This is a genomic window from Coleofasciculus sp. FACHB-542 (assembly GCF_014695825.1).
Classification (GTDB): domain Bacteria; phylum Cyanobacteriota; class Cyanobacteriia; order Cyanobacteriales; family FACHB-T130; genus FACHB-T130.
Genome location: NZ_JACJPB010000002.1, coordinates 1 through 18516, shown reverse-complemented (window position 1 = coordinate 18516; position 18516 = coordinate 1). Strand labels below are relative to the sequence as shown.

14 protein-coding genes and 1 pseudogene are annotated in these 18516 nt (G+C 49.6%); 10 read left to right on the top strand and 5 right to left on the bottom strand.

The features are described from left to right. The 4 genes and pseudogenes from H6F52_RS25410 to H6F52_RS00070 all read left to right on the top strand — a co-directional run. Nucleotides 1-96, top strand: a pseudogene (locus H6F52_RS25410) (IS5/IS1182 family transposase); the annotation flags it as partial. A gap of 160 nt (nucleotides 97-256) precedes the next feature. Then, complete coding sequence (locus tag H6F52_RS00080) at nucleotides 257-541, top strand: glutaredoxin family protein (RefSeq protein ID WP_190414783.1); 285 nt, start codon at nucleotides 257-259, stop codon at nucleotides 539-541. A 97-nt stretch (nucleotides 542-638) separates the two neighbouring features. After that, complete coding sequence (locus tag H6F52_RS00075) at nucleotides 639-2138, top strand: UDP-N-acetylmuramoyl-L-alanyl-D-glutamate--2,6-diaminopimelate ligase (RefSeq protein WP_190531063.1); 1500 nt, start codon at nucleotides 639-641, stop codon at nucleotides 2136-2138. A 328-nt stretch (nucleotides 2139-2466) separates the two neighbouring features. Beyond that, complete coding sequence (locus tag H6F52_RS00070; RefSeq protein WP_190531061.1) at nucleotides 2467-4119, top strand: DICT sensory domain-containing protein; 1653 nt, start codon at nucleotides 2467-2469, stop codon at nucleotides 4117-4119. Between the two features lie 159 nt (nucleotides 4120-4278). Here the strand turns inward: H6F52_RS00070 and H6F52_RS00065 are convergent, their stop codons facing one another. Continuing rightward, nucleotides 4279-6582, bottom strand: coding sequence for a caspase family protein (locus H6F52_RS00065; RefSeq protein ID WP_242033799.1), 2304 nt, complete (start codon nucleotides 6580-6582; stop codon nucleotides 4279-4281). A 132-nt stretch (nucleotides 6583-6714) separates the two neighbouring features. Between H6F52_RS00065 and H6F52_RS00060 the strand changes: the two genes are divergently transcribed. Further along, a complete protein-coding gene (locus tag H6F52_RS00060; RefSeq protein WP_190531059.1) occupies nucleotides 6715-6954 on the top strand; it encodes a hypothetical protein in 240 nt (79 codons plus the stop codon). A 229-nt stretch (nucleotides 6955-7183) separates the two neighbouring features. Here the strand turns inward: H6F52_RS00060 and H6F52_RS00055 are convergent, their stop codons facing one another. Further along, nucleotides 7184-9646 (bottom strand): CHAT domain-containing tetratricopeptide repeat protein, encoded by a 2463-nt coding sequence (locus H6F52_RS00055; RefSeq protein ID WP_190531057.1) that lies wholly within the window; start codon nucleotides 9644-9646, stop codon nucleotides 7184-7186. A gap of 67 nt (nucleotides 9647-9713) precedes the next feature. Further along, a complete protein-coding gene (locus H6F52_RS00050; protein WP_190531055.1) occupies nucleotides 9714-11033 on the bottom strand; it encodes a CHAT domain-containing protein in 1320 nt (439 codons plus the stop codon). Here H6F52_RS00050 and H6F52_RS00045 point away from each other — a divergent pair. Continuing rightward, nucleotides 11032-11223: a hypothetical protein gene (locus H6F52_RS00045; RefSeq protein WP_190414778.1), complete on the top strand. Its 192-nt coding sequence runs from the start codon at nucleotides 11032-11034 to the stop codon at nucleotides 11221-11223. The genes H6F52_RS00050 and H6F52_RS00045 overlap by 2 nt on opposite strands. A gap of 86 nt (nucleotides 11224-11309) precedes the next feature. Beyond that, nucleotides 11310-12503, top strand: coding sequence for an HhoA/HhoB/HtrA family serine endopeptidase (locus H6F52_RS00040; protein WP_190433498.1), 1194 nt, complete (start codon nucleotides 11310-11312; stop codon nucleotides 12501-12503). A 265-nt stretch (nucleotides 12504-12768) separates the two neighbouring features. On the opposite strand, the gene dnaK is transcribed toward H6F52_RS00040, so the two are convergent. Both dnaK and H6F52_RS00030 read right to left on the bottom strand, forming a co-directional pair. Beyond that, entirely contained in the window at nucleotides 12769-14691 is a 1923-nt protein-coding gene (gene dnaK / locus H6F52_RS00035; RefSeq protein ID WP_190531053.1) for a molecular chaperone DnaK, read from the bottom strand. Between the two features lie 257 nt (nucleotides 14692-14948). After that, on the bottom strand, nucleotides 14949-15107 hold the full coding sequence (locus H6F52_RS00030; RefSeq protein WP_190430550.1) for a hypothetical protein: 159 nt from the start codon (nucleotides 15105-15107) through the stop codon (nucleotides 14949-14951). Between the two features lie 99 nt (nucleotides 15108-15206). On the opposite strand from H6F52_RS00030, the gene H6F52_RS00025 reads away from it, so the two are divergent. The 3 genes from H6F52_RS00025 to H6F52_RS00015 all read left to right on the top strand — a co-directional run bounded on the left by H6F52_RS00025 (nucleotide 15207) and on the right by H6F52_RS00015 (nucleotide 18459). Next, nucleotides 15207-16244, top strand: coding sequence for an ADP-ribosylglycohydrolase family protein (locus H6F52_RS00025; protein WP_190531045.1), 1038 nt, complete (start codon nucleotides 15207-15209; stop codon nucleotides 16242-16244). Between the two features lie 103 nt (nucleotides 16245-16347). Further along, on the top strand, nucleotides 16348-17406 hold the full coding sequence (dusB, locus tag H6F52_RS00020) for a tRNA dihydrouridine synthase DusB (RefSeq protein WP_190531043.1): 1059 nt from the start codon (nucleotides 16348-16350) through the stop codon (nucleotides 17404-17406). Nucleotides 17407-17523: 117 nt separating this feature from the next. Then, nucleotides 17524-18459: a serine/threonine-protein kinase gene (locus H6F52_RS00015; RefSeq protein ID WP_190531041.1), complete on the top strand. Its 936-nt coding sequence runs from the start codon at nucleotides 17524-17526 to the stop codon at nucleotides 18457-18459. Nucleotides 18460-18516 lie beyond the last annotated feature (57 nt).

Sequence of the window (18516 nt, the reverse complement as noted above, 5' to 3'; positions counted from 1 at the left end):
TTTTCAGGACGTTATCGCAATCGCAGGCAGAGATTTGGTTTGCGCTTAAACCTAATTGCTGGCTTGCTGAACTACGAACTGGCACATGCCTCCTGATTCATGCAGGAGGTCTATTGATTCTGCTGCTTTTTTTTGGGATGGGTGTCCGCTTTGAAGAAAAGATGAGATAACTTCTAATTGTTGAACCGGCAATTGATTTCTGCCAAACTGCACTAGGAGCTATCATCGCCCTATAAAAGTTTTTTGGAGAGATTGAGTGCGGTTAATTCTGTACAGCAAGCCGGGTTGCCACTTGTGCGAGGGGTTACAAGAAAAACTCGAACAAGTTTCAAACCCCCCCATTGAACTGGAAATCCGGGATATCACTACCCGCGAAGATTGGTTTCAAGCCTATCAATATGAAATTCCTGTCCTGTTTAGGGTTCGATCTCAGCGTACAGATCGAGTAGAAGAACCGTTGCCCCGTCCTTCTCCCCGCGCTACGGTGCAACAGTTGGCGCAAATGTTACAGAAATATTTGCTTGTAAAAGATAAAGAATAAGCGCGAATAGTCTTGAGTCGAGCGTCCGCCTGCTAACGATCCGATGACTCATGACTAACGATTAATGACTCGTGACGATTGTGAGGAGTTACTAAAGATGAAATTGCGAGAGTTATTAGCAACCATTCCCCAGATTGAGCAACCCTCTAGTCAGACTGCTCTGGAATTGGAAGTTAAGGGCTTAACGACAAATTCCCATGCTTGTCAACCGGGAGATTTGTTTATCGGGATGCCCGGAACGCGAGTGGATGGAGGGGAGTTTTGGGAAGGCGCGATCGCATCCGGTGCAGTCGCCGCCCTGGTTTCTTCCCAAGCTGCCCAAAAACATCCTCCCAAAGGGGAAGATGCCTGCGTGATTCCAGTTGCAGACATGACTCAAGCTTGCGCCCAAGTTGCTGCTGCCTTTTATGGCTACCCAGCGCAACAGCTAAAACTGATTGGCGTCACTGGCACGAATGGCAAAACGACAACGACCCATTTAATCGAATTTTTCCTGACTCGGAGCCAGTTACCAACGGCTTTATTTGGGACGCTGTATGCCCGTTGGGCTGGCTTTCAACAAACCGCTGCCCACACGACGCCTTTTGCTGTCGAACTGCAAAAACAACTGGCAGACGCGATCGCAGCACGATGTCAGATGGGTGTGATGGAAGTAAGTTCTCACGCTTTGGCGCAAGGTCGGATTTTAGGTTGTCCGTTTTCGGTTGCGGTGTTTACCAATCTCACCCAGGATCATCTAGACTTCCACCACGACATGGAAGATTACTTCAATGCAAAAGCGTTGCTCTTTAGCCCTGAGTATCTCAAAGGGCGGGCGGTAATTAATTCAGATGATTCTTATGGACAGCGATTGATTGAACGGTTAAATCCAGACCAAGTGTGGCGCTATAGTGTCAACGATACAACCGCCGATTTATGGATGAGCGATCTGAGTTATGAGCCAACGGGAGTCAGCGGGGTGATGCATACCCCCAAAGGTGATGTGGCTTTCCGTTCTCCCCTGGTAGGGCAGTACAATCTGGAAAATTTACTTGCCGCTGTGGGAGCAGTGTTGCATCTGGGAGTAGATTTGGAGTTAATTGCGGCGGCGCTACCGCAATTTTCGGGAGTGCCGGGACGGATGGAACGAGTGCAAATCGGTTCCCAGCAAGAGATTAGCGTTATTGTCGATTATGCTCACACGCCGGACAGTTTGGAGAATTTGCTAAAAGCGGCGCGTCCGTTTATTCCCGGTAAGATGATCTGCGTCTTTGGTTGTGGAGGCGATCGCGATCGCACCAAACGCCCAAAGATGGGTCAAATTGCCGCGCAGTTAGCAGACAAAGCCGTTGTTACCTCCGACAATCCGCGGACGGAAGATCCAGAACGGATTTTGCAAGATATTGTCGCCGGGATACCAACCTCGGCTCAACCAGTGGTGGTGATTAGCGATCGCGCGACTGCCATTCATACCGCCATTTTAGAAGCCCAACCGGGTGATGGCGTCCTGATTGCTGGTAAAGGTCATGAAGACTACCAAATCTTAGGAACGGAAAAAATCCACTTTGACGATCGAGAACAAGCACGCGATGCCCTATTAAAGCGGATGCCTGGTTAAAGCAATTGCAGATTTTAGATTTTAGAGCGGAGCGGTTAACTTGTAACTAGGCGCAATTCAATCTAACTTGTTGTCTCTTGAAATGGAGATTGATGGCTAGGAAAGGATTAAAGAGACACTCGCTAGATGGGTAGAAATCAAGATGAAACTATCTCTGGTTCCTCTCAATCTGCGATCCGCACCGCTGCGCTAAAAGTAGCTACAAAGAAGTTTCCAGTCAAAAGTCTTCAAAATCATCCAAGTTGATTTTCACCCATTTGTTGAGACATCAGTGCATTTAACAAGTCACCTTTTCATCCAAAAGCAACCTCTAAAATCTTAAAATCTTATGGATGCATCCCTTTACCAATTGGCTCTGCGTGTAGAGTCAGCGCCTCAGCCGCTTGCCGTGAGTGCAACTACGCTCAAGTCCTTGCTGTGGGCGCTGATGGACGTACTGATTGACCAACAACTGCCAGCCAAACTCTGGGTAAAGCTACCGCCTGGAGAAGGCTGGCAGGCGCAGATAGAACAATATCAGGAGCGGGGGCAGGTTGGGCATACCATTTATGTCTGTAACGGCAAAGAGGGACGAGAGCAGGAGAGAGTAGAAGCAGGAGAGAGCCAAAGCCAGGAAGAATTTGAAAATTCCCCTTATGCACTCACCGGATCGCCAAAAATTTCCCCCACCGCCTCGCAGATTATTCCAGTTCAACTGAAGCCGGAAAACGCAATTTCCAGAGAATATTTTTTGTTAGTGCTATCCGAACGCTTTTGCGGCTTAATTTTGGCTCATCGACCCCGCAGCGCTAAGCCATCTGCCCAGACAACTTCAAAGGATTTGGATCAAATCAAAAATATAGACTCAAAAGAGTTTCTCGCTTCTCAGTACCGGAATAAGAGCGCCCTAGGCAATCCTTACGGGGCACAGTCAGGCGTTAGCGAAAGCGTTTTGGCTTTGCAAAAGCAAATGGCTACAGCAGGCACGGAGGACAAGCGAGGACGACCGCTGCTGACAATTTGCGCTTTTGACAAGCCAGTGATTCAGGAGGTTTTGCAGGGAATCCGACCCGCGATCGCGCCCACTGAAGAGACTCTCCTCAGCAACTGGGACAAGCTATTTACCTTACCGCAATCACCCGATTTAGTACAGAATCGAGCGATCGCATCCATCCTGACTCAGTTACTGGTAAAACAAGTCCAGCAGCAAGAGGAAATCGGGCGGGGTGCTGCCGCCAATCATGCATCAACAACGGAAATCGCCGAACTCCAGCGGCGAAATCAAGCTTTGCTGGATGAAGTGCGCTTTAAAGATGAACTACTAAGCAATGCGCTGTTAGAACTGCGGACGCCGCTAACCAACATGAAAACCGCGCTGACGCTGCTAGAGTCCCCACAACTCAAACCCTCGCAGCGTCAGCGCTACCTGCATTTGCTGCATACACAGTGCGATCGCCAAGTTTCCTTGATTAGCGGTTTAATGGAGCTAGTACAGCTAGATCGGGCAACTACCCCAACAACTTTGCTTCCAGTGCAGTTGGCAGATATCGTGCCTGGAGTTGTCAGCACCTATCAAGCGATCGCTCAAGAAAAAGGCATCCAGCTAGGCTACACGGTCAGTCCTAACCTTCCGGCTGTCTCCTGCTTAGAGGCATGGCTGCGACAAATTATTATCAATTTGCTACACAACAGCATTAAATTCACTCCCACTGGCGGTCAGGTGGTGGTACGCACCAAGCAACAAGGCGAATACGTACAGTTGGAATTTCGCGATACCGGCATCGGCATTGCCCCGAACGAATTGCCCAAGATTTTTGACCGCTTTTATCGCGGACGCCTAGCACCGGGCGAAGAAGTTTTCGGTGCTGGATTAGGTTTAACCATTGTGCAGCAACTTCTCCTACGTTGCGCTGGCTCTATTTCTGTCACCAGTAAACTTGGTCAGGGTTCTACTTTCAAAGTGTTGTTACCCGTTCACCATTCGACATCTGTTCAGCCGTAAGTTGGGTATCTGAATACCATTGCACGGGATATCTACCATAGATTCATCTATACCATTTCTCAGTTGGCTGGAATATATTACGCTTCTAACGGTAGGGGCTTTTTGATTGTCATGCCCCTACAGATGTATCGCACCCCGCCCTAAAATGGCGATAAATGCTTATGTTTCCAGCGATTCAAAGGTAATTGACATCGCTGCCAACTCTTGAGTATCGACACGATTAACAACTCCCAGTCCCCGAACCTCTGCCTTCTCACCACCACGACTATTTCCTGCGCCTCGGTTAAAGTCTTCTAACAAACCGTCGATTAACTTGGTTGGTTCCTCACCCAGCGTCATTGGCAACCCTGGTGCCTGTCCTCGCACCCTCGCCACTTCCTGTAATGTCTTGAGCGCTTGCTTAAGAGGAGTACCACTGGCGATTATCAGAACCTCCACCATGCCGACGGGTTTTGCAACTTTAAATCTGAACTTATCTTTTCCCGGTTGAGGGATTTGTCGCGTTTCTCCTGCTTTTATCAGAGTTGCATTCTCTTCCACCGTCCAGGTATTCGGAAAAACGATCGTCATTTCTCCTTCAGGATCGATTACTAAAACAGATACGTGAAGATCCCGATTTTCTTGGTTCGTCACCACAAACTGAAGCGGCGTTCCCAAGGGGAGTTTTAAGTTGTCGGAACGCGAGCCATCGCGGCTGCGGTTTGAGTTTTGAGTTGAAGAATTGCTGCTGTTTTGTGCGCCGCGAACCGGGAAAGTAGTTGCAAATGTCTCCCCCTCCGCTCTTTTCATGGAAGCCACTACATTCAGCCGAGAGGAACCGGGATTGAGTACCATCTTGGCAATGTGAGCTGCTAGCAGTGACTTAAATTTCGGGGTGAGACGGGCGATAGCCGCTTCTATCGATTCACCAGACGCACCAAAAGAGCCAGGAATTTGTTCTAGTGCTGGAGTGAATAAGCCGACACTGCCAATATCGGGCACAGAGGTTAAATTAGGAGTCTCTCCATTTTTCTGAAATTGACGATTCTCCTGGGTAATTCGTCCTAAGAGGTAGGCGACATATTCTTCCTGTTGTAAAGGCAAGATTTTGAGGCGCTGGATAGCCTTGAGGGCTTGTTCTGCCTTAGCTGTGTCGTTACCCAGCGATGGATCTAGACCAATCGGTAAAGTCATATCGCTGGGAATCCCGCGCATTCGCTCTTGCAGCAATGTTCCCAGTTGCGGGGGCGAGGAAACCCCGCCCCTTCCTGCATTTAGGAGTTTGCCCCGCGCCGTTAATCCTTTGCGCGAGTTCGCTTCCAACTGTACCAATCCTTGCTCCTTGCCTTGAGCGTCTATCACTGTCAAAATCGCACCTCGATCGAAGGCAGGGATGCTTTGGGAATTGACACCTCCCAACCACAACTGCACCCCATCTCCCTCAACTTTGGTGATTACCGCTTCCGCCGGGAGAGTCTGTTGGTTTAGGAAGTAAGCGGGTTCCTCTTCATTGCTTTTTTGCTTAGCTTCATATTCTGGAATTTGACCCGTAGAAGAAATCTGGTTAGTAGTACGGGCAATATTTGCGATCGCACTCGCCACGGGTTCATCCCCGGTTTGCTGCCAAAGATACTGCGTCATCACATAAGTAAATGCCCCCGCCGCAAAGCCGTTGAAGCGCTGATCCGCCGCCAGTTGCTTGCGATCGGCAGCGGCAATAACGACCCCTTTTGCAACTCCGGCTCTGCGTGCCTGAATATACTCATCCGGGGATAAATTTACCCGCGATAGCAATTGTCGCTGATATTCTTTCTCTACTGGGCTGACTGTAACTTGAGTGCCACCATCCAGTGCCCTGACGTTCAAATTCCCCCGTTTCCCGCCCCCAGCATGACAACTATCTAGAACCAGCGTCAGGTTTTCCGTATTCACTGCTGACGCCAGCAAAAACAGCGTGTGTCCTGTGATATCGGATGCAATACCCCCACGGCGACGGGCAACCAAAGGTAGGGAGTTATCGGCAGGGACAATGGTACTGTTTAAACAACTTTCGCTCAGTTTTAAGACCACTTCATCGCATTCTGGGCTGTCATCTACCCGCGAACCGTGCCCGGAGAAGTGAAACACCACAACATCTCCCGGCTTCGCTTGCCCAATCAGATATTCGTCAAATGCACCCAAGATACCTTCACGAGTGGCTTGGGCATCTGTCAGGATATGGACATCGTTCTTGTTGAAGCCAAAACGGTGAATCAGGAGATGTTGCTGCATCTCCACATCGGTAATGCAACCCGCTAAGCGATCGCTACTATTTTGATAAGCGTTAATTCCCACCAGCAGCGCCAGTTTGCGGGGTGTGCTTTGCGCGAGGGCTTTGCCATAGCAATCGCCCTTTCGCATCACATCCAGATGGCTTAAACCCAAAGTTGCCAGCGTCGATCCGGCAAATTGCAAAAACTGACGGCGCTTGATGTGAGACATCATCAATGTTTCCTCAAGTGGTGCAGGATGAAAGGCTGAGATTACTGAAATCTTATGTTCAACGAGCTATGTTGACGACGGCACAGATTAGTGACATGGTTAACTGTGTTCTATTTATATCGGAAGTCGTTAACGATGCGCTGCGCTATTTCGAGTCGTGCTGGTCAAGTTTTGGCAAACGGAAATTTTATCATTCAAAAAGATGAAAATGGTGAACTAAGGTTAGATTTCCGCACAGATGGGGGCAAAATCCTCCAAGGAGGAATCATCGATCCAGATGGTGACTTGACCTCAGCTAGTAAAGTTCTCTATCGCCAGTTCTTTGAAGCTTGGGGAGTCAGCGAGATCGCACTGACCGCTATGCCTAAGTTCTAGCGTCAACTTTGGGTGGAAACTTATTTTATTTGTCAGGTTGGTAATGGTTAATAAAGAATAGGTGGAAGGATGAAAAAAACCAATTATCCATTACTGACCAATCATCAAAAAAATAATTAACTAGATTCGATTTCACTTATTTTTCCTAATCGTTTTAGAAAAACTTTTGTCATTAGTTAGAAATAAATTCTCTAACAAATCTTTGCCAAGCGCTCAGATGAATATTGCCTTATTCAGCTTCGCCAATCAAAGTAAATGCTGCCCACTGCACGGGGTCTGAATATTGTTGCTGTTTCATGGTTGTCAGCATCGCATTTCGCAGTGCCGTAGCTTTATTAGAGTTTTGCTGAAGATTTTTATAAAATTCCGTCATCAGAAAAGCAGTGGAGTTATCCGGGACTTGCCACAGGGAGACAACTACGCTAGGCACCCCAGCGGAAATTAAAGAACGAGATAAACCGATGACACCATCCCCAGTGATGCGTCCTCGTCCGGTGTCGCAAGCACTGAGAACCACTAATTCAGCATTCAATTTTAGATTAAGGATTTCTTCAGCAGTGAGCAACCCGTCGTCGTTGTTAGATGGAGCGAGAGCGATCGCACTTCCCAATCCCCGGTAATCATCTAGTAAGCCATGAGTAGCTAGATGAATGATTCGCGCTTTAGGCAATGCTTGCGCGATCGCGACTTTGGTGGCTTGGCTACCAGTAATCGCTTGAGTTTTGAGTAGTTTAGCAATATCCTTTGCTTCCTGTTCCGCCCACGGCAAATTAGGTAACTGCTGCGCTGGTTCTCCAGGGTTCAGCACTACCTTGGGCATTATCGGATTACCCACTACCAACGCCTCTTGTTGAGATGGAATTGATTGCGTCTTCACACGTTGCTTTTGCTGATGAGTTAAATCCAGCACTTGAATTGAGGGAGCCGTGAGAATCGTATGTTTTTCAATCAGGTATTTGCCATTGGCATATTGGAGAGCTGGGAAGGGGACTAGGAATAGTTCTGTTTGAGGGATAAAAATTACACGAGCATTCGGATCGGTTGGCAGCTCTTTGGCAATCGGTTCTATCAGTAATTGATGCAGATGCTGTAATCTTTTAGTTGGCCTTTCTTCCTCTATTAGCGCTACTTCAATGCCACCACGTCCCCTTACGCCCATTGATTGACGGGTGTTGGTAACAAGGTTTTGTAGAGAAGAATTCTCTTTTTGCCACAAGGGTTTGAGGTCGCTGCGACCAAATGTCACTTCACCTGTGGGTTTGATAATCCAAATAAAAAGTTCTGATTCCTTGGTTTGTTGTTTACCTTGAACTTTGAACTCATTGTAAATAATCGAATATTGAACGAGGGTGGCATTTTGAGTTTTGGCAATTTGTTGAATCTGTGAAATTGTCGGCTGTAGATACTTTGCAGGTAACGTCTCTACAGAGTTCGGGGATAATCGCCTCGACAGCAACTCCACAAACGCCCGTGCCCGACCCCGTTCGGCAATTTCCAGTGCTGCATCGGTCTTATTCTGAGCAATCAGGACTTGTTGTAAAGTGCGATAGGTGCGAACTTGCTGCTCGAAAATTGAAACTTTATTGGCATCGTCGCTGCCTAATCTTTCTCGGAGAGATTCCCTAACCTCCATTCCATCGATTAGAGTTTTCTCTGCTGCCGCAAGATTGCCAGATTTGTAGAGAGCAACTCCCAGATTTTCCAGAGCTGTCCCCTCACTTTGGCGGTCTTTAATCTCCCGTGCGATCACCAACACCTGCTGGGAGTACTCAATCGCCTTGGCATAGTCCCTCAGGTCAAGGTAAGCAAGTCCCAGATTTCCCAGAGCTTTCCCCTCACCCTGGCGGTCTTTAATCTCCCGCGCGATCGCCAACACCTGCTGGGAGTACTCAATCGCCTTGGCATAGTCCCTCAGGTCAAGGTAAGCAAGTCCCAGATTTCCCAGAGCTTTCTCCTCACCCTGGCGGTCTTTAATCTCCCGCGCGATCGCCAAATGCTGCTGTTGGTACTCAATCGCCTTGGCATAGTCCCCCAGGGAACGGTAAGCAACTCCCAGATTTCCCAGTGCTGTCCCCTCAATTTGGCGGTCTTTAATCTCCCGTGCGCTCGCCAAATGCTGTTGTTGGTACTCAATCGCCTTGGCATAGTCCCCCAGGTTAAGGTAAGCAACTCCCAGATTTCCCAGAGCTGCTCCCTCACTTTGGCGGTCTTTAATCTCCCGCGCGATCGCCAAATGCTGCTGTTGGTACTCAATCGCCTTGGCATAGTCCCCCAGGGAATCGTAAGCAACTCCCAGATTTCCCAGAGCTTTCCCCTCACCCTGGCGGTCTTTAATCTCCCGCGCGATCGCCAAATGCTGCTGTTGGTACTCAATGGCCTTGGCATAGTCCCCCAGGGAATCGTAAGCAACTCCTAGATTTCCCAGTGCTGCTCCCTCACCCTCGCGGTCTTTAATTTCTCGATAGATAATCAGTGCCTGTTGCCAAGACTGTAATGCTGCCTCAAATTGACCGATCTGATACTGGTGAATCCCTTGATCTAGCAGTCGGTCGGCTTTCGCTTTCCGGTCAGCTTGGGTTTGAGCTAACACCCGTGGCGCTCTTAAAGGTGCTGGAAAATTGGCAGCTAAAGGTGCCGAGACGGAGGCAACAAAGGCGATGAAGGCGATTAGACTGATTCTACGAGAATGCATAGTTGGCTAGGTAAATGAACTGAGTTGTCAAATAGCTGGGATGAAGATAGGCACAGAGGCGCTGTCTCTACGGTTCGCCGATGAGGATGAAAGCCGCCCAGTTTATTGGGTTGGGATGTTGTTTCATCGTCGCTAGCATGGCGCTTCGCATTGCAGCAGCTTTATCGGGATTCGATTGAAGATTTTTATAAAACTCGGTCATCAGGAAGGCAGTCTGCTCATCCGGCATAGACCCAGGGGGGGCAATGACGCTGGGAACTCCCGCTGCCATCAAAGAGCGCGTTAGCCCAATCACGCCATCCTCGGTAATTCGACCCAAACCCGCATCGCAGGCACTCAGGACAACTAACTCAGCGTTTAGCTTCAGATTCAGGATTTCTTCTGCTGTGAGCAACCCGTCATCGGTATTAGAGGGAGCGAGAGCGATCGCATTTCTCAATGCCTCCTCCTCATCGATTAACCCAGTCGTTGCGAGATGAATAATTCGCGCTTGGGGCATTTGCTGCACAATCGAGGTCTCAGTTGCTGCGTCGCCGGTAAGCGCTTGGGTATTGAAGAGATTCGCGATCGCGTTTGCTTCCTGTTCCGCTCCGGGCAGTTGCTGTAACAACACCGGCTTTTGTCCTATCTTGGGAGGAACGCGGGGCATCGTCGGATTCCCCACCACCAGCACATCCTTGGCAATCCCTTGGATTCGCTGTCGATGCTTGTAAAGTAAATCCAGCGACTGAATCGAGGGAGCAGTGAAAATTGCGTGTCGCTCGATCAGGTATTTGCCTTGTTTATCTTGCAGCGCTGCAAAGGGAAGCAGAAACAGAGATCTTTGCGGGATAAAGGCGACACGAGCGTTCGGAGCTTTTGGCAACAATTCGGCAATCGGCTCAACGAGCAGCTGATGAAGTTGCTGTAACTGTTTACTTAGGCGATTGTCCTGTTTTGTCGTCACGACGATGCCACTCTTATTTGCAGCATTCCCGAACCCCATCGCCGCACGACTACTACTCACCAATGCTGAGAGGGAGGTATTTTGCTTCTGCCACAACGGTTTAAGGTCAACCCGTCGTAAGGTGATTTCACCTGTAGGTTGAACCACCCAAATCAGCAGTTCTGATTCTTGGGTTTGTTCTTTTCCTTGAACGGGGAACGTCTCGTAATTAATTGAGTATTCAACGAGTGTGGCGTTGTGTTCTTTAGCAACTTGTCGAATTTGTTCGATATTGAGTGGATTGACGGTCGCTGGAGCCTCTGGAGTTTGTGCCAACACCTGAGAGCCAGGGAAAATTTCAGCCGTCTTCCCTGGGAAAGGGGTTAAGACAGTTGCCACAAAAGTAATCAGTAAGGGTACAAGGTTTTGCACCCCGGTAAGGCTGATTTTCTGGAGTTGCATGGCTGACAAGGTAAGTAGATGTACGGACAGTGTTTACACTGTCTTAGCCCAGGGAATCGGGCGTGTCCAGTGTTGGCTGTATCCTGGGGTAGTGGTGACGCCAACGCGACAAACCAAGCGATCGCGTATGCACTCTGATGCGCTGTTTGTGCCTCCTCTTGGGCACCCCAATATCTTGAAACCCAGTTAAAACTCTACCCAAATGCTGCTCATCCACAGCATTTTTTGATTAGAGTGGAATTATCACCTGTATTGCTGTCCTTCAGCCCAAAGACCATGAGTTTACTTGTCAAACAGCTGACCACTTATCTAGCTTTGCTGGCTATCGGCGGTGGTGCAGGAATATATGCCAGTCGCCATTTCGCAGCAGACAACCCCAGTGTCGAAGGCAGAATCCCATCAGCGATTCCAGCCGCGCTACAGCAAATCTCCCCGCCCCAGAATCGCGCTCCCCAAGAGAACCTGAATTTTATTGCCGAAGCAGCCGAAAAAGTTGGCCCTGCTGTCGTGCGAATTGATGCGGCTCGTACCGTATCGCAGGACATTCCAGATACTTTCAGAAGCCCGTTTTTCCGACGATTTTTTGGGAACGAAACGCCGGTTCCGGAAGAACGGGTGGAACGAGGTACCGGATCTGGCTTCATTCTCAGTGCTGATGGTCGCTTAATGACAAATGCCCACGTTGTCGCGGGGTCAGATAAGGTCAAGGTGACGCTCAAAGATGGTCGGACGATGGAAGGTCGAGTGGTGGGAGCCGATCCGGTTACGGATGTGGCAGTTGTCAAAATTGATGCGACAAAGTTGCCGACGGTACGCTTGGGAGACTCGAATAACTTAATACCAGGACAGTGGGCGATCGCAATTGGCAATCCCCTCGGTCTAGATAACACGGTGACGGTGGGTATCGTCAGCGCGACGGGTCGCTCCAGTTCGCAGGTAGGTGTCCCGGATAAGCGAGTCAGATTTATCCAAACCGATGCCGCTATCAACCCCGGTAATTCCGGAGGTCCCTTGCTAAATGCCAGGGGTGAAGTGATTGGGATTAATACAGCCATTCGGGCAAATGCTCAGGGACTCGGTTTTGCCATCCCGATTGAAACCGCCGAACGAGTCGCCAATCAGCTATTTAGCAAAGGTCGCGTCGAGCATCCCTACATGGGAATTCAAATGGTAACGCTGACGCCGGAACTAAAAGACGACATTAACAAAGACAATGAGGCAGGCTTCAAAGTTACGCAGGATAAAGGCGTTGTCATCGTTCGGGTGGTCAAAAACTCTCCCGCAGAACGCGCTGGCTTGCGTGCCGGAGATGTGATCCAGAAAGTTGGCGGTCAAGCGGTCGCAAGTGCCGATCAAGTGCAAGAACGGGTAGAAGCGAGTAGCGTCGGCTCCAGATTAGAAGTAGAGGTCAACCGTAGCGGTCGGACTGAAACTGTCCAAGTACAACCTGGTGCCTTCCCTGTGGAGTAGCATCAATAATTTCTGTTTTTAACGCAAAGGTACGCTGAGGTTGGCGCAAAGGTACGCAAAGCAGTAGGGAGCTAGGTTGAGGAAGGAAACCCGAACCTTAGACTAGACACGCTTCTAGGGAGCGGGTCATTTTGGGGCAAGGAAGAAAGTAATTGTGCGTAGTTTTGCTTTAAAAAAGGGCTGATGAGCGCCCAAAAGCAATTCATCAACCCTTATTAGCAATTAGCAATTAGCAATTAGCACTTAGCACTTAGCACTTAGCTAATTACTTGCTTTCCGTAAAATCAGCATCAATTACATCATCCCCAGTACCAGTGGACTGACTGGAACCACCACCAGGGGTACCGGTGCCATCGCCAGGAGCTGCACCTGCGCCGCCTGCTTGTTGATAGATGTTCGTGCCGATGGTGTAGAGAGCTTGCTGTAGCTCTGTTGTGAGCGTCTTGATGCGATCGTCGTCTTCTTTAGCGATCGCATCGCGCAGGTCTTTGACCAATCCATCGACTTTGCTCTTGTCAGCAGCGGGAACCTTGTCGCCCAAGTCAGCCATTTGCTTCTCAGCTTGGTACACGAGGGAGTCAGCTTGGTTCTTGCGGTCAATCTTCTCACGACGCTCCCGGTCAGTGGAGGCATTTTGTTCGGCTTCCTTAACCATCCGCTCCACTTCGTTTTGGGGCAGGGTGGAAGCACCCGTGATGCTGATTGATTGCTCTTTACCAGTACCGCGATCCTTAGCGGTGACGTTCAGGATACCGTTGGCGTCAATATCGAAGGTAACTTCAATTTGTGGCATTCCACGAGGAGCCAGAGGAATTCCATCCAGACGGAAGATCCCCAACTCTTTGTTGTTCGCCGCCATCTCCCGTTCGCCTTGCAGAATCTTGATTTCTACGTTGGTCTGATTATCTACAGCAGTAGAGAAGACCTCAGACTTCTTGGTAGGAATCGTGGTGTTGCGGGGGATAATCTTGGTCATCACGCCACCGAGGGTTTCCACACCCAAAGACAGCGGGGTAACGTCGAGTAGCAACAGTCCTTCAGTTCCAGCTTCACCTGTGAGGACACCGGCTTGAATTGCGGCACCGATAGCTACCACTTCATCCGGGTTGACGGTTTGATTGGGTTCTTTGCCCAAAACCCGCTTCACCAGTTCTTGTACGGCAGGAATCCGGGTAGAACCACCGACCAGCACGACTTCATTAATTGCACTCTTGTCTTGCTTGGCGTCGCGCAAGGCGTTCTCCACAGGAATGCGGCAGCGATCGATCAAGTCAGCGCAGAGTCCTTCAAACTGAGCGCGAGTCAGGGTCATATCCAGGTGCTTTGGACCATCCTGGGTAGCGGTGATAAATGGCAGGTTGATTTCCGCTTGTGTGACGCTAGATAACTCAATCTTGGCTTTTTCAGCGGCTTCGGTGAGACGCTGGAGGGCTTGACGGTCTTTGCGGAGGTCAATGCCTTCAGATTTTCTGAATTCTTCGGCTAAGTAATCAACGATTTTCTTGTCGAAGTCGTCACCACCCAGGTGAGTGTCGCCAGAGGTCGCTAACACTTCAAATACGCCATCGCCCATTTCCAGGATGGATACGTCGAAGGTACCGCCACCCAGGTCAAATACCAGAATGGTTTCGTTGGCCTTTCTTTCGAGTCCGTATGCCAAGGAAGCGGCGGTCGGCTCGTTGATAATCCGCATTACATCAATCCCGGCAATCTTACCAGCATCTTTGGTAGCTTGGCGCTGGGAGTCGTTGAAGTAAGCGGGAACGGTGATTACAGCTTGGGTAACGGTCTCTCCAAGGTACTTGCTGGCATCATCCACCAGCTTGCGAAGCACTTGGGCAGAAATTTCTTCTGGTGCAAACTGCTTGCTCTGAGCGGGGCAGTCTAGCTTAACGTTGCCGTTGCTGTCGCGCAGCACTTTGTAAGAAACTTCGGTGGCTTCGTGGGTGATTTCTTCAAACTTGCGTCCGATAAAACGCTTCACCGAATAGAAGGTGTTTTCGGGGTTCATCACCGATTGACGCTTGGCGATTTGACCCACTAAGCGATCGCCATTTTTGGCAAATGCTACGACAGAGGGGGTTGTCCGAAAACCTTCTGCGTTAGCGATCACAGTGGGCTTACCACCTTCCATCACTGCTACGCAGGAGTTTGTCGTACCTAAGTCAATTCCAACTACTTTTGCCATAGGGGTATTTCGGCTTCCTAATAACTACAAAAACTTTTGAGGGCGGATACGGAACTACAAATTGAACCAACCGGGTTAAATCAGCAGCTCTTTCCAGATTTAATAACCATTGGTGCGTGCGTACCGATCTATATAGTGTGCGGGATTAGCCACTCTGGTGTTGTGGGGTTTTCCGAACCTGAGGAAGGACGGTTAACCTTCAGGAGGCATCCCCTTTGGCTCAATCACTTAACATCTGCTGATTGCTTTCACTGTGTCTACTGTAAGGAAATCAGGGGCTTTAGGTATGGGGGCAAGCCGTAATTAAATAGGTGTATTTGCCGTCTAGAGGAATTCAACGCGATCGCGCTACCGCGCAGCCTTCGGATCGCGATTACCTCGTTGAACTCTCCACCAACACCGCCTAAATCATTCACGATTGGTTCCTTCTAAAAACTTGTATTATGTGTATTACATAAAGATGCGATTTTCGATCCATCGTTCGGAATTCATAAAAAATAAGAGTTGTACTAGCTATGCGCCGTGCTTCTGGATGCCTGTTTGGTTTAGCTTTTGGTGACGCGCTCGGTGCTGTAACTGAGTTTCTCAATGTTGACGAGATCCTGCGCCGCTTCCCACCCCAAGGGCCGCAGCAACCAATGGGCAATCCGGCTCGCGTTACAGATGACACGCAGATGACTTTAGCGGTTGGAGAGGCACTTTTGGAAGTAATACCGCCTTTGGGTGCTGAGAGCCTAGAGCCGCTGCTACGCCGCGCCTTCATCGACTGGTGGGACAGTCCTGACAATAACCGGGCACCGGGAAGAACTTGTCTAAATGCCTGCGCTAACTTGGCAGATGGCCTGCCGTGGGAGCAGGCAACGGTAGCAAACTCAAAGGGTTGTGGAGCCAATATGCGGGTGGCACCTGTGGGTCTGGTCAACAATTTGGACGAAACGACCCGCGCCGCGATCGCTCAGTTCCAGGCAGCTTTGACCCACGGACACCCCACCGCACTTGCCGCCTCGGATTTAACGGCAAGAGCGATCGCTGACCTGGTTGCGGGTGCCAATCCCGAAGGGTTGCCTTCTCGACTTCGCGCCTATGCTGAGGAACAACGCTCGATCTACCACACCGACTGGCTGGGGTTGCTCTGGGAACGTCCCTCTATCAATACACCAGAGGAATTTATTACCCGTGGGTGGGATGAATGTTTGTCCATCCTTGACCGTCTGGATGCCGCCTTGGCAGAACCGAACCGGGATGCAGATCCCTGTTTGGCGACAGGGGAAGGATGGGTGGCAGAAGAAGCCTTTGCCACAGGTCTGCTGTGCTTTCTGCTGTTTCCTGAAGAGCCAGTGGCGGCACTTCGTCGTGCGGCACTCACCGCAGGCGATTCAGACTCTATCGCCTGCCTCACGGGTGCTTTCGCCGGAGCCTATTTAGGAATGGCAGCATGGCCCGAAGATTGGGTCAACCGCATCGAGTACCGCGATCGCTTGGCAGCACTCGGCAACCGATGGGATGAGGAAGCAACTTCAAATGCCAGTCGCGCTCAGGTGTCGTTATCGTAAGCGATCGCGATTCACAATAAAGATAGGGGCGATCGCCATAATCAAATGGTTCAACAGCGATCGCTCGTAAAATGAAAAAGCCCGGTTGACCGCGATAGAACCTATGGTTACTCTTTCTCCTACTCTGCAATCCCGACTCTTGACACCTCTGAAAATTGGCTCTTTTGAAGTCAAAAGCCGGGTTTTACAATCGCCCCTCTCTGGCGTTACCGATATGGTGTTTCGTCGCTTGGTGCGTCGCCATGCACCTGACTCGATGATGTACACCGAGATGGTGAACGCGACGGGACTCCATTACCTGAAGGAACTCCCCAAGATTATGGAGGTAGATCCGAACGAAAGACCGATTAGCATTCAGTTGTTTGACTGTCGCCCCGATTTCTTGGCAGAAGCGGCTGTAATGGCTGTGAAAGAGGGCGCTGATACGGTTGATATCAACATGGGATGCCCGGTCAACAAAATTACGAAAAACGGCGGTGGTTCTTCGTTATTGCGGCAACCAGAAGTCGCTGAGGCAATTGTCCGAGCGGTCGTGAAGGCGGTGAATGTGCCGGTAACGGTGAAAACGCGCATCGGTTGGACAGATAAGGAAATTAACATTTTGGACTTTGCCAAACGCATGGAAGATGCGGGGGCGCAAATGATTACAGTCCACGGTCGCACCCGTTCCCAAGGTTACACTGGTCCTGCCAAGTGGGAGTGGATTGGTAAAGTTAAGGAAATTCTGTCGATTCCAGTGATTGCCAATGGCGATATGTTTTCCGTGGAGGCGGCGGTGAAGTGTTTGGAACAAACCGGCGCGGATGGGGTGATGTGTTCGCGGGGAACTCTGGGTTATCCCTTTTTAGTGGGAGAAATTGACTATTTCTTGAAAACTGGGCAAGAAAAGACACCGCCAACGCCGATACAACGGTTGGAATGTGCCAAAGAACATTTGCAAGCTTTGTGGGAATATAAAGGCGATCGCGGTATCAGACAAGCCAGGAAGCACATGACTTGGTATGCCAAAGGTTTTGCTGGTGCTGCTGAGTTGCGCGGACATTTAGCCACAATCGAAAATCTTGAGCAGGGTTTGGAGACAATCGATCGGGCAATTGAACGACTGGCGAATTCCACATGGCACGAGGTTGAAGAAGAGGAGTTAGCATTTGTGGAGGTTTAAGCCCGAAGACGCACTTAGGTAAGCGTTGCGCTCTCTTTGTTATAGGGCGCGAAGGGAAAAAACGAAAGGAAAGCGATCGCCTAGAATAGACGCCATCTACCTGCATTGTTTGCCGTCATGAGCAACTCCTCACACACTTTAAGTCCCCGTCCCCGCTATCAGACCATTCGAGAACTTGGGCGCAATCGCGCTGGGGGTCGCATCACTTATCTGGCAAAGGATAACGTCACAGAGCAGTCAGTCATCCTGAAGCGATTTCTATTTGCCCAAGTTGGGTCTGAATGGTCGGGTTTTAAAGCTTATGAGCGCGAGATTCAAGTGCTACGAGGACTTGATCATCCTGGAATTCCCCGTTACCTCGATTCCTTTGAAACCCAAGCTGGTTTCTGCATGGTGCAGGAGCATAAAGATGCCCTGCCTTTATCTGCTCCACGCAGTTTTGACCCGGATGAAATCCAGAAAATTGCTGCTTCTGTCCTAGAAATTCTTGTTTATTTACAAAATCGGATTCCATCTGTAATTCACCGGGATATTAAACCTGAAAATATCCTCGTGGACGAGCAATTGAATGTTTACCTGGTGGATTTTGGCTTAGCTCGAATTGGCAGCGGGGAAATGGCAATGAGCAGCGTCGCTGCTGGGACATTTGGGTTTATGGCACCCGAACAGATATACAACCGCCAGCTAAACGAAGCGACCGATTTATATGGTTTAGGCGCAACACTCATTTGTTTGTTAACTGGGACAAACTCAACAGCAATTGACACCTTATTTGATGAAGATGGTCGGCTTAATTTCAATCCGCTGCTTCCCAAGCTGAGCCTGCGTTTTGTGGATTGGCTCTCAAAAATGGTCGAACCCAAAGCAAAAGACCGTTTCCCCGATGCTACTGCTGCTTTGGAAGCTCTCAAGCCGATTTATGTCAACCGCTTACCGGAAGTTAAATTTAGCCAACTTGCTTTGGAATTTAAAACAACACAACTAGGCGAAAAATTAACGGGACTTAAACAGATTTCAAGCCCAAATAAAACCCAAAGCAGCTTTATAGGCTGAGAATACATCTCGATTAGCGTTCACCCACTCCATAAAACGGAAAGACATCGCTGTCCG

Bases quoted from the DNA above. Each gene is read 5' to 3' on its own strand.
- dnaK (WP_190531053.1), bottom strand. From the start codon at position 14,691: ATGGCAAAAGTAGTTGGAATTGACTTAGGTACGACAAACTCCTGCGTA.
- H6F52_RS00015 (WP_190531041.1), top strand. From the start codon at position 17,524: ATGAGCAACTCCTCACACACTTTAAGTCCCCGTCCCCGCTATCAGACC.
- H6F52_RS00040 (WP_190433498.1), top strand. From the start codon at position 11,310: ATGAGTTTACTTGTCAAACAGCTGACCACTTATCTAGCTTTGCTGGCT.
- H6F52_RS00075 (WP_190531063.1), top strand. From the start codon at position 639: ATGAAATTGCGAGAGTTATTAGCAACCATTCCCCAGATTGAGCAACCC.
- H6F52_RS00050 (WP_190531055.1), bottom strand. From the start codon at position 11,033: ATGCAACTCCAGAAAATCAGCCTTACCGGGGTGCAAAACCTTGTACCC.
- H6F52_RS00025 (WP_190531045.1), top strand. From the start codon at position 15,207: ATGCGCCGTGCTTCTGGATGCCTGTTTGGTTTAGCTTTTGGTGACGCG.
- H6F52_RS00065 (WP_242033799.1), bottom strand. From the start codon at position 6,582: ATGATGTCTCACATCAAGCGCCGTCAGTTTTTGCAATTTGCCGGATCG.
- dusB (WP_190531043.1), top strand. From the start codon at position 16,348: ATGGTTACTCTTTCTCCTACTCTGCAATCCCGACTCTTGACACCTCTG.
- H6F52_RS00055 (WP_190531057.1), bottom strand. From the start codon at position 9,646: ATGCATTCTCGTAGAATCAGTCTAATCGCCTTCATCGCCTTTGTTGCC.
- H6F52_RS00045 (WP_190414778.1), top strand. From the start codon at position 11,032: ATGGCTGACAAGGTAAGTAGATGTACGGACAGTGTTTACACTGTCTTA.
- H6F52_RS00060 (WP_190531059.1), top strand. From the start codon at position 6,715: ATGCGCTGCGCTATTTCGAGTCGTGCTGGTCAAGTTTTGGCAAACGGA.
- H6F52_RS00070 (WP_190531061.1), top strand. From the start codon at position 2,467: ATGGATGCATCCCTTTACCAATTGGCTCTGCGTGTAGAGTCAGCGCCT.